The organism is Fusobacterium sp. JB019 (assembly GCA_030673965.1).
GTDB lineage: Bacteria > Fusobacteriota > Fusobacteriia > Fusobacteriales > Fusobacteriaceae > Fusobacterium_B.
In genome coordinates, this window is record JAUTCN010000005.1 from 193,366 (window position 1) to 204,898 (window position 11,533).

13 protein-coding genes are annotated in these 11,533 nt (G+C 27.1%); 3 read left to right on the plus strand and 10 right to left on the minus strand.

Features of this window, described 5'->3' with window-relative positions:
* Positions 1-8 precede the first annotated feature (8 nt).
* Positions 9-965: an NADH:flavin oxidoreductase gene (locus Q7K47_05155; GenBank protein MDP0506605.1), complete on the minus strand. Its 957-nt coding sequence runs from the start codon at positions 963-965 to the stop codon at positions 9-11.
* Between the two features lie 179 nt (positions 966-1,144).
* On the opposite strand from Q7K47_05155, the gene Q7K47_05160 reads away from it, so the two are divergent.
* Positions 1,145-2,755 (plus strand): ATP-binding cassette domain-containing protein, encoded by a 1,611-nt coding sequence (locus Q7K47_05160; GenBank protein ID MDP0506606.1) that lies wholly within the window; start codon positions 1,145-1,147, stop codon positions 2,753-2,755.
* Positions 2,756-2,787: 32 nt separating this feature from the next.
* A complete protein-coding gene (locus Q7K47_05165) occupies positions 2,788-3,330 on the plus strand; it encodes a DJ-1/PfpI family protein (protein ID MDP0506607.1) in 543 nt (180 codons plus the stop codon).
* A 40-nt stretch (positions 3,331-3,370) separates the two neighbouring features.
* Here the strand turns inward: Q7K47_05165 and Q7K47_05170 are convergent, their stop codons facing one another.
* The 5 genes from Q7K47_05170 to Q7K47_05190 are packed head-to-tail and all read right to left on the minus strand — an operon-like array spanning position 3,371 to position 7,337.
* Entirely contained in the window at positions 3,371-4,018 is a 648-nt protein-coding gene (locus Q7K47_05170; protein MDP0506608.1) for a metal-dependent transcriptional regulator, read from the minus strand.
* On the minus strand, positions 3,990-4,844 hold the full coding sequence (locus Q7K47_05175; GenBank protein MDP0506609.1) for a metal ABC transporter permease: 855 nt from the start codon (positions 4,842-4,844) through the stop codon (positions 3,990-3,992). The genes Q7K47_05170 and Q7K47_05175 overlap by 29 nt, the downstream gene beginning before the upstream one ends.
* A 1-nt stretch (position 4,845) precedes the next feature.
* Entirely contained in the window at positions 4,846-5,679 is an 834-nt protein-coding gene (locus tag Q7K47_05180; GenBank protein MDP0506610.1) for a metal ABC transporter permease, read from the minus strand.
* Between the two features lie 11 nt (positions 5,680-5,690).
* Positions 5,691-6,404: a metal ABC transporter ATP-binding protein gene (locus Q7K47_05185; GenBank protein ID MDP0506611.1), complete on the minus strand. Its 714-nt coding sequence runs from the start codon at positions 6,402-6,404 to the stop codon at positions 5,691-5,693.
* A gap of 9 nt (positions 6,405-6,413) precedes the next feature.
* Positions 6,414-7,337, minus strand: a complete 924-nt coding sequence (locus Q7K47_05190; GenBank protein ID MDP0506612.1) for a zinc ABC transporter substrate-binding protein — start codon at positions 7,335-7,337, stop codon at positions 6,414-6,416.
* 290 nt (positions 7,338-7,627) lie between these two features.
* Here Q7K47_05190 and Q7K47_05195 point away from each other — a divergent pair, with 290 nt between their 5' ends.
* On the plus strand, positions 7,628-8,581 hold the full coding sequence (locus Q7K47_05195; GenBank protein MDP0506613.1) for an L-lactate dehydrogenase: 954 nt from the start codon (positions 7,628-7,630) through the stop codon (positions 8,579-8,581).
* Positions 8,582-8,625: 44 nt separating this feature from the next.
* On the opposite strand, the gene citF is transcribed toward Q7K47_05195, so the two are convergent.
* The 4 genes from citF to Q7K47_05215 all read right to left on the minus strand — a co-directional run.
* Complete coding sequence (citF, locus tag Q7K47_05200) at positions 8,626-10,179, minus strand: citrate lyase subunit alpha (protein MDP0506614.1); 1,554 nt, start codon at positions 10,177-10,179, stop codon at positions 8,626-8,628.
* Positions 10,180-10,193: 14 nt separating this feature from the next.
* Entirely contained in the window at positions 10,194-11,093 is a 900-nt protein-coding gene (locus Q7K47_05205) for a CoA ester lyase (GenBank protein MDP0506615.1), read from the minus strand.
* Positions 11,093-11,362, minus strand: a complete 270-nt coding sequence (gene citD, locus Q7K47_05210; protein MDP0506616.1) for a citrate lyase acyl carrier protein — start codon at positions 11,360-11,362, stop codon at positions 11,093-11,095. Before citD ends, Q7K47_05205 begins: the two co-directional genes overlap by 1 nt.
* 34 nt (positions 11,363-11,396) lie before the next feature.
* On the minus strand, positions 11,397-11,533 hold a 137-nt coding region (locus tag Q7K47_05215; GenBank protein MDP0506617.1), incomplete at its 5' end, for a sodium ion-translocating decarboxylase subunit beta.

Below are 11,533 nucleotides of genomic sequence, written 5' to 3' on the forward strand. Positions count from 1 at the left end.
CACCTCTTTTATTTTAATTCATTTCTTTTTTTATAAGAAATCATTGCTTTATGCATCCATCTTTTGGTAAAAATCATAGCCCTTCCAACAGCAACCAAATCAAGCAAATCATTTTCTATTAAATAACTAACTTGTTCTTCTTTTTTTATATTTCTTACCCCTATAACAGGAATATTTATATTTTTTCTTATCTGAACACCCATATAAATAACCCAATCTAATGGAAACTCTTCTGGGAAATTATCTATCTTTGCTTTTTGCCTAAATCTTTCTTCAGGAATCCCTGTAGAAACATGAATTAAATCTATTCCTAAATTTTCAAGATATTTTGCTATTTGTATGCCATCTTCAAGAGAAGGTTCATTCCCTCCCATTCTATATCCTAAAATAAAATCTTCATCAAATAATTCTCTAGTTCTTTCTATTAAGTTCTTATTAAAATACATTCTTTTTTCAAAACTTCCACCATATTTATCAATTCTTGTATTATATATTCTTGAATTTAATTGACTTAACAAATAAGTATGAGCTCCATGAATTTCTATTCCATCAAACCCTGCTTCCTTTGCTCTTCTAAAAGCAACTATAAATTTTTCTAAAATTTCATCTAAAATTATTTCTGGAACTAAAGAAAAATCTTTCTTAAAGCCAGCATGGTGAATTTGTATTAACATTGGAACTTTATATTTTTTACCAATAGCCGATACTTTTTTCAACCCTTCAATAAAACTATCATTCCATATTCCAAGTTGATTATCCCTTAATTTACCATCTTCTGCCACACAAGTAGCTTCAACAATAATCATGCCTACTTTATCTCTAGCAATATCCTCATACCAATTTAAAAGTTTTTCTGTAACTTTTCCATCAGTTCCAATCATTGAAAATCTAACTAAAGGGGGAAGAATAATTCTATTTTTCACTTCTATATTTTTTATTTTTAATGGCGTCAATATATTTTTCATTTTTTTCCTTATCTCAAATCTAATTTATTTTTTAACAAGGTATATAATAACATTATATTTATACAACATCAAGATTTTTTTAATATATTATTTATTATTAGCTTTCAAAGTTTTAATTTACTAAAATTTGTGATATAATACCCTGAATATAATAAAACTATTAGGAGGAATATTAATTAATGATTTCAACAAGCAATCTTACTATGAGATTTCCAGATAAAAAACTTTTTGAAGATGTAAACATCAAATTTACACCTGGAAATTGTTACGGACTTATTGGTGCTAATGGTGCTGGTAAATCTACTTTTGTTAAAATATTATCTGGTGAAATATCACCAACTGAGGGAGACGTTATTTTAGATAAAAATAAAAGAATGGCTGTTCTTTCTCAAAATCACTTCGCTTTTGAAGAAGCTAAAGTTTTAGATGTCGTTCTTATGGGACATAAAAAACTTTGGAATATAATAGAAGAAAAAAATGCTATTTATGCAAAGGAAGAATTCACAGATGAAGACGGTATGAGAGCTGCCGATCTTGAAGGAGAATTTGCAGAATTAAATGGATGGGATGCTGAACCTGAAGCTGCCATGCTACTTACTGGTCTTGGTATCAAAGCTAAATACCATGATTTACTAATGAAAGAATTAGACGAAGGAATGAAAGTAAAAATATTACTTGCTCAAGCTCTATTTGGAAATCCTGATGTTCTATTACTTGATGAGCCTACAAATGGACTTGATATCAAAGCTGTTGCATGGTTAGAAAATTTTCTTATGAATTTAAATGATACTACTGTAATTGTCGTATCACATGACAGACATTTTTTAAATAAAGTTTGTACTCATATAGCTGATATTGATTATGGTAAAATTAAAATGTTCGTAGGAAACTATGATTTCTGGTATGAATCAAGTCAACTAATGCTTGGTCTTATTTCTAATAAAAACAAAAAATTAGAACAAAAAAGACAAGAATTACAAGAATTTATAGCTAGATTCAGTGCCAATGCTGCCAAATCAAAACAAGCAACTTCAAGAAAAAAACAACTTGAAAAACTACAACTTGAAGATATGCAAGTTTCAAATAGAAAATATCCATTTATTGAATTTAAATCTAACAGAGAAGCTGGAAATAATATGCTAAAAGTTGAAAATATTTCTAAATCTATAAATGGGGTTAAAATATTTGAAAACTTATCATTTACAATAAACACTAAAGATAAAGTTATTTTTATTTGTGATAATGATATTCTAAAAACAACTCTTCTTTCTGTTTTAGCAGGAGATATTGAACCTGATTCAGGTACTATTACTTGGGGAGTTACTGTCACTCCAGCTTATATGCCAAAAGATAATTCTGAATTTTTTGAAGGAGCTAATGAAAACTTAGTTGATTGGTTAAGACCTTATTCTCCTGATCAACATGATTCATTTGTTAGAGGATTTTTAGGAAGAATGTTATTTACTGGAGAGGAAACTCAAAAGAAAGCAGCTGTTTTATCGGGAGGAGAAAAAGTTAGATGTATGTTATCAAAAATGATGATGTCTGGAGCTAATGCTTTATTATTTGATAATCCTACAGACCATTTAGATCTTGAATCTATTACATCTCTTAATAAAGCTCTTACTAAATTTAACGGAACTGTACTTTTCTCAGCTCATGACCATGAATTTATACAAACTGTAGCTAATAGAATTATTGAAATTTTACCAGACGGAACTATCATTGATAAATTAATGGATTATGATGATTATATCCAAATGAAAATAGATCAAGAAAATCAAAATTAAATATTTATATTCAAATGAATGGAGGTATTCAAATGAAAAAAGTGTATGTTTTGTTAGCTGAAGGATTTGAAATTTTAGAAGCTATGGCTCCTATTGATATTATGAGAAGAGCTGGAATAAAAGTAGTTACATTATCTATCAATAAGACTCTTGATGTTAATTCAGCACAAGGAGTTATGGTAAAAGCAGACGAATTATTTAAAGATTACAAAGATGCAGATGGAATCTTTTTACCTGGAGGATATTCTGGATATGAAAATCTTTATAAATCAGATGATGCTATGAAATTAACTAAATATTATTTGGATAATAATAAACTAGTTGCTGCTATTTGTGGAGCTCCTTCATCTTTAGCTAGAAGAAGAATGATTGATAACAGAAATATTACTCTGCACTTTGGTTGCTATGACCTTGTTAGAGAATTTTGTAATATAATTAATAAACCTATCGTCTTAGATAAAAATTTATTAACTGCTAGTGGTTCTGGTTATTCACAAGAACTTGGATTTGAAATTTTAAAATATTTAACACCTGATAAAATTTCAGAAGTTAAAAATGGAATGACACTTAAATAAATATTAAAAAAGAGCTTAGATGACTAAGCTCTTTTTTTTGTTAATAAAACAACATTTTTGCATTTGAAAAATTCATGTATATTTCTTTTCCTATTTTATCTTTAAGTATTATTATTTCATTAAAATTATCTACCTTAACTATCTCAAATTTATCATATAGCTTAATTCCATTATCTTTTAAATAATTTAACAATTTTATATTGTCTAAGACTCTTTTTAATTTAAATTTATCTCCCTCTTTTAATTTTAAAATAGAATTATTTGAAAAATTTTCTACTTCACCTTTTTCATTTGGTATTGGACTTCCATGGCAACAAAATTTAGGTTTCCCTAAAAAATTATATAATTTATCTGTAACTATATCACTACTAACATGTTGAAGTTTTTCAGCCTCCATATGAACCTGTGACCAATCTAATTTTAAATATTCAGATAAAAAGACCTCCCAAATATGATGTACTCTAACTAATCTTATTGATTTTTCTTTTCCATTCTCTGTTAATTTTACTCCTTTATAAGGAACATACTCCACAAAAAAATTATCAGCCAATTTTTTCACCATTTCTAAAACACTTTGAACAGTATATTTCATTTTAGAAGCTATATCACTAATTTTAACATATTCTTTTTTATTTTCATTAGATAATTCATATATTATCCTAAGATAATTTTCTTCTGTTATATTCATTAATTCCCCCTATAAACAATAAAGCTAATAAAAACACTATCATATTCACACTAGCCACTGCGCCTGATATTATTATATCATACTTAAAAGCTATTCCATAGCCTACTAAACTGTTAATTAATCCTATAAAAATTGAAAAGATAATCGTCTTTTTTAAATTTTTTGTAAATAATAAACTTGTTATACTTGGTCCAATTATTAAACTAATAACTAAAATAACCCCAACAATGTTAAATGCAGACACTGCAGTTAATGAAATTAAACTTATAAATAAATAATGAACTAATAAAACTGAAACACCTGAAGTTTTAGCAAAAATAATATCAAAAGAAATTACTTTTAATTCTTTATAAAAAATTATTATAAATACTGCTATAACAACTGCAATAACTAACATTATATATAACGCCAAAGGTCCTAAATCTATATTATTTATAGTTAATCTTTTAAAAATAATAAACTCTAGTTTCCCAAATAAAGCTGAATTAATACTTATCTGAGAATTTTTTAATTTTCTATCTATTATAAGTACCCCTAAACTAAATAGAAGAGGAAAAATTAATCCCGTTGCAGCTCCTTTTTCTATCTTTTTATCAGATAAAACTTCAATTAAATAAACTGTCAATACACAAACAGCTGAAGCTCCTATAATAAGAAAAGGAGAATTTATATCTCTAATAATTAAATAAGCTAAAACAACTCCTATTAAAGCTGTATGACTTATCGCATCCATAAGCATCGCCATTTTTCTTAAAGAAATAAATACACCTATTAAAGAACAAGAAAAAGAAGTTATTATTAATATCATTAAAATTTCAAAATTCATTTTATTTCACCTTCTTTAAAAATATAGAAATTATTGCAATCAAACTTACTACAACAACAATTATTGGTCCTATAGATAAATCTGAATTTTTAAAACTTATAAAAGTTCCAACAAATCCTGCTAACCCTCCAAATAAACCAGATAAAACTAAATTTTTATAAAAAGAATTGCTCCATTGCCTGGCAGCTATTCCTGGAGCTATTAATATTGATGTCATTAATATCACACCTACAAATCTAATCCCCATCATTATCACTATTACTGTTAAAAGTATTATTAAGTTATCTAAAAATTCACATGAAAAACCTAAACTTTTATAAAATTCTTTATCAAATATAAATAATTTAATTTCTTTTCTAAATAAAACTACTATTAATATAATAGTAATTGAAATAATTGAAATAATTTGTATATCTGAAGACAAAATAGTTGCTACTTCTCCAAAAATAAATTTTTCCAAACCTGCTTGATTTGAATTTCCTGTATTTTGAATTATAGATAATAAAACTTGACCTAAACCAAAAAAACCAGATAAGACTAGAGCTAAAGCTGAATCATACTTTATTTTTGAATATTTTTTTATAATTTTTATTATTACTAAGGAAATAATTGAAAAAAAACCTGCTCCAATCAATAATAATTCTATATTTTTAGTTTTTATAATCATAAAAGAAAGCATTACTCCTGGAAAACTAGCATGAGCTAAAGCGTTTCCTATTAAAGCTTCTTTTCTTAAAGTTATTATGCTTCCAAGAATTCCTGAAATAATTCCTATTAAAGTAGTTCCTATCATAATTACAATTAATACATAATTATTCAAAATTAATTTTCCCATTTTTTCTCCTATTAATAATCTCTATAAAAAGTCTTCTTTATATTTTCTTTATTAAAAACATCTGCTATTTCTCCTTTAGCTATTATCTTTCTATTAATCATAACTAAATAATCAAAATATTCTTTAACTGTTTCTAAATTATGATGAACCACTAAAACAGTTTTGTTTTTTTCTTTTAAAGTCTTTAAAATTTTTATAATAGCTTTTTCTGTTTTTATATCAACCCCCTGAAAAGGTTCATCCATAAAATAAATTTCAGCTTTTTGCATAAGAGCTCTCGCTATAAAAACTCTTTGTTTCTCTCCCCCTGATAATTGAGAAATCTGTCTATTTAAATATTTTTCCATACCAACTTTTTTTAACATTAAAATAGCCATTTCTTTTTCTTTCTTTTTAGGTCTTTTAAATAAACCTAGCCTTCCATAAGATCCCATTATTACCACATCTAAAACTGTAGTAGGAAAATCCCAATCTACTGTATCCCTTTGAGGAATATAAGCTATCTTTTTTAAATATTCTTTATAATATTCTCCTTGAAATTTTATATCACCTGAACTATTTTTTACTATATCAAGTATACCTTTTATAAAAGTTGATTTTCCACCTCCATTTGGGCCGATAATTCCTATTAATTTTCCTTTTGGAATATTTATATTAATATTGGATAATATTTTTTTTTCATCATATGAAATTGTTAAATTTTTTATACTAATAGCTGATTTCATTAAGCCTCCTTAAATTAATCCTTTAACAATAGTATCTATATTTTTTTTATAATATTTTATATATGTATCTGCTCCACTTTCTTTATCTCCTAAAGAACCAACATATAATTTTCCACCTATTTCTACATTCCAATTATTTTTTTTACTTCCTTCAATAATTATATCTAATATGTTTTGAGAAGTAGAGTTTTCCAAAAATATAGTTCTTATTTTATTTTCTTTTAAATATAATATCAATTTATTAATTTTACTTACCCCTACTTCACTTTCAGAAGAAATTCCTTTTACATAATTTGTTTTAAAACAATAATCTTTTGCAAAATAGTTAAAAGCTCTATGAGAAGTAACTAATATTTTTTTTGAATTCTCTACCTTATCTAATTGTTCTTTAGCATATTTATCTAACTCATTTAACTTCTCTATATATTTATCTTTTGATTGCTCATAATATTTTTTATTTGTTTTATCTATCTGAATAAATCTTTTTTCTAAAATATTAGCTGCATTTTTCCATAACTTTATACTTAAAAATATATGAGGATCATATTCACCGCTTTCCATTAATATTAGATCTTTCTTATCTATTTTATCTCCAACTACTAGAATCTTATTCCTATCTAAATTTTTAAGACATTGTTCCATTTTACCTTCTAAATAAAGTCCATTAATAATTAACAAATCTCCTTCCATTATATTTTTGGTATCACTTAATTTAGGTTGGTAAGAATGTGGACTTACCCCTGGATTCATAAGTACTTTTAAATTAATTTTATTTCCTCCTATTTCTTTAGCTAAGTCTCCTAACATAGTTGTAGTAACAACTATACTTATTTTTTCTCTTGAATTTTCATTACTTTTTACTTCTTTCCCACATCCTAAAATTAAAATCATTAAGATAATTATTCCTATCTTCTTAAATTTTTTTTTCATCATCTCACCTTCCTCATAAGTTTAAGGCAACCCTTAAACTTATATTAACGTATGTGTGTTTCGGTAATTAGTATATTCCTTAAAGGAATAAAAATCAAGTATTTATTTCCTTAATGAATATTCTACCGAACATATTTTGAATTTTTCACCATCTATTAAACTCCAAAATTTCTTAATTAAAATCCTCTCAATAGAACAATAAATTTTTTTTATTGTTAGCTTTTAAATTATATTAAAAAATGGTATCATAAGAGAACTAAATTTTAACTAAACTTATAATAAAAGGAGCATTTATGAATATAAAATTAAGAAAAGTAGTAATTATTGGAGCTGGTCATGTAGGTTCTCATGTAGGATTCTCTTTTGCAACACAAGGAGCATGTGAAGAATTAATTTATATTGATATTAACAAAAATAAAGCTATTGCTCAAGCTGAAGATACTGAAGATGCTATAGTTTATTTACCTCATCATATAAACATAAAATCAGGAAATTATTCCGATATAGATGACGCTGAAATAATTGTTATATCCGCTGGCCCTTTGCCAAATATGAATCAGACTAGAATGGATACCTTAAAAGATACTATCGAATGTATTAAACCCATTATTAAAGGAATTCACGATTCTAAATTTAATGGAATTATCATTAATATTTCAAACCCTGCAGATGTTATAACTCATTATTTACAGAAAAAATTAAATTATCCTTCTCAAAAAATAATTTCAACAAGCACTACTCTTGATTCTGCTAGATTAAGAAAAGTTCTAGCTAGAAAATTAAATATTGATCAAAAATCTATATATGCCTATGTCATGGGGGAGCATGGAGAAAGTCAAATGGTTCCTTGGTCTTGTGCCTCTATTTTTGGAAAAAATTTATATGATTTAATGAAAGAACACCCTAAAATTTATGGACATCTTAATTTAGAAGAAATCGCTAGCGAAGCTAAACTTGGAGGATGGATAGTTCTAAAAGGAAAAGGTTCTACTGAATTTGGTATAGGCACTTCTTGTGTAGAAATTGCTAAAACTATCTTTGCCAATGAAAGAAAAGTTTGTATGGTTTCTACTTTACTAAATGGTGAATATGGACAAAAAAATGTTTATGCTAGTGTTCCGACTATTATTGGAAAAGATGGAGTTGTGAATATTATTGAACTACCTCTAAATGAAGAAGAATTAATAAAATTTAATAACTCTTGTGAAATAATAAAAGATAATTTGCTTTTAAGTCTTAAATATTAAAATAAAAAAACCTCCAAAATTTATAATGGAGGTTTTTATTCATTTTATTCCTTTACTTGTTTTATTATATCTATAACTGTTCCATCTCTATATTCTACAATACCAACTATTTCATCTAAATATTGTGTACTTTCAGGTTTTCCTGTTAATTGTTCTATTTCTTCTTTCAACTCTTTTATTTTTTTTGTTTTTATTCCAGAACTATTTAAAATTTCTTGAATATCTTTTCTTCTTGGATTTACACAAATTCCTCTTTCTGTTACTAAAACATCTACTGTCTCTCCTGGAGTAACTACTGTAGTTACTTTGTCTGTCACTATTGGTATTCTTTTTCTCATGGAAGGAGCAACTACAACTGTTAATTTTGATCCTGCTGCTGTATCTGGAGCACCACCTTGAGCACCCATTATCATTCCTGTTGAACCTGTTAATGAGTTAATATTAAAGTCTATATCTATCTCTGTTGCTGACAATATCATAATATCTAATTGATGAGCTATACAAGCTTTATTATGAGGATTAGCATACATTGAAGCTGACATTTCTATATGATTAGAATTTTTTCCTAAAGATTCTATCACTGATGTATCAAAACTTTGAGTATCAAATAATGCTTCAAAATAGCCTTCCTCTAAAAATTCAACTAAATATCCTGTTGCTCCTCCTGAAGCAAAAGATCCTTTTATCTCATTCTTTTTCATATACTCTTTTAAAAATCTACATACTGCAAGAGATGAACCTCCCGATCCAGCCTGAAAAGAAAATCCATTTTTTATAACTCCTGATGCTATTAAAACTTCTGATGCTTTTTCTGCTATTAACAATTCTTGTGGATTTTTTGTTATTCTAGTTGCTCCTGTAGCTATTTGTTCTGGATTTCCAATCTCTTCAACTTCAACTATATAATCAATATCCGTCATTGATATTGATATATTTTTTAACGGAAAAGGTACCAAATTATCTGTTATTGCTACAACTTTATCTGCAAATTTCACATCTACCATTGGATAACCCATAGATCCAAATGCTGATTTTCCTTCATAACCATTCATATTTCCTAAATTATCACATGTTGGAGCTGCGACAAAAGCAATATCTATTTTAATTTCTCCAGCTTCAATTGCTCTTGCTCTTCCACCATGAGTCCTAAATATAACAGGTTTTCCTAAAATATTATTTTTTGAGATCTCTTTTGCTATTGTTCCTCTTAAACCAGAAGTATTTATTCCTGTGATAACTCCTGATTTTATATGCTTTATTATTGGTTCATGAGCCTTGGTTAAAGATGATGCCACTAAATTTATATTCTTTATTCCTAATTTATTTATTTCATCCAAAACCATATTTAAAACATAATCACCATTTCTTAAATGATGATGAAAAGAAATTGTCATTCCATCTTTAAGATTACAGTTTTCTATTGCTTCTTTTAAATTGTTAACTAATTTTTGAGTTCCTGGCTTATAAAATCCTTTATTTACAGCATATTTTTTTCCTTGAGGTTGCACTGAAAAAGGTCCTTTGTAAGGTTTAACTTCCCCATATCCTTCTATATATTTAGGTAATTCTCTATTTACTTTATTTTTTATAATTTCCACTTTATTCATCTCCCTTATTTAATAACTCCTGATGCTTTTGCAAGTCTTACAACTTTCTGAGCTTTTGAAATAACTGGTATATCTATCATTTTCCCATTCACTTGAATTACGCCACCATTTTCTATATCTGCTTCTTCCGCAGCTTTAACAATTACTAAAGATTTGGCTATTTCTTCTTCTGTTGGTGTAAAAATATTATGAATTATTTTTATTTGAGATGGATGTATACAAGATTTACCCGAAAACCCCATATTTATAGAACTCTTGACTTCCTCTTTAAATCCTTCTATATCTGCAAGATGTGCCCAAACAGTATCTATAGCATCTATTCCTGCCATAGCTGCTGCCATAACTACCATACTTCTTGCTACAAATATCTCTTTTCCTTCTTTAGTTCTTTCTGCTCCTAATGTTCTTGTAAAGTCTTCTGCTCCAAATGACATTGTAACCACTCTATCTGAAGCTTTTGCTATTTCATAAGCGTTTTTTATTGCTGTTGGGGTTTCTAATGAAGCTTGAATTTTACATGATCCTACTTTTATTCCATGTTCTTTTTCTACTTCGGTTAACAAAATATCTAATTCTTTTATTTGTTCTGGAGTATCTGTCATAGCAAGTCTCATATTTCTAAGACCTGCAGGAACTAAAACTCGTACATCTTTTTCTCCAAATTCTGTATATAGTGGGTTTATCCTAGCAAATATTTCAGTTTCTCCATAATCTATAGTTTTTAGAGCCTCTGCGAATAAATCTCTAGCTGCATCTTTTTCTGAATATTTAATTGCATCTTCTAAATCAAAAATTACACAATCTGAACCATAAAGATGAGCCATTGTTAACATTTTAGGATTGTTTGCTGGAGAAAATAACATAGTTCTTCTTGATCTCTTTGGTTGTTTTGTAATCTTACCCATTACTTATCATCTCCTTTTAATTCTTGTGCTCTATGCAAAGCAGTTCTAGTTCTAGCTTTTATTACAAAATCTAGAGCTCCAAAATCTTGAACTTTTATCTTCGCATTCTTTATATTTTCTTCTTCTAAAACCTCTCTTACAGATTTATCCATTAATTTTCCAAACATTTTTTTTAATTTAGATTCTATCTCAACTTGAATTCCCTTACAGTCTAAATCCACAGTAACTAAAACATCAGAACTTTTTTCATTTCCACAAATACCTATCATAATTTATATCTCCTTTAATTTAAATAATTATATTTTATCCAAATATATTTAATAATACTCCTGCTGCAACTGCTGAACCTATTACTCCTGCAACATTTGGTCCCATTGCATGCATTAATAAAAAGTTTGCTGGGTTCTCTTCTTGACCAACTTTTTGTACTACTCTTGCTG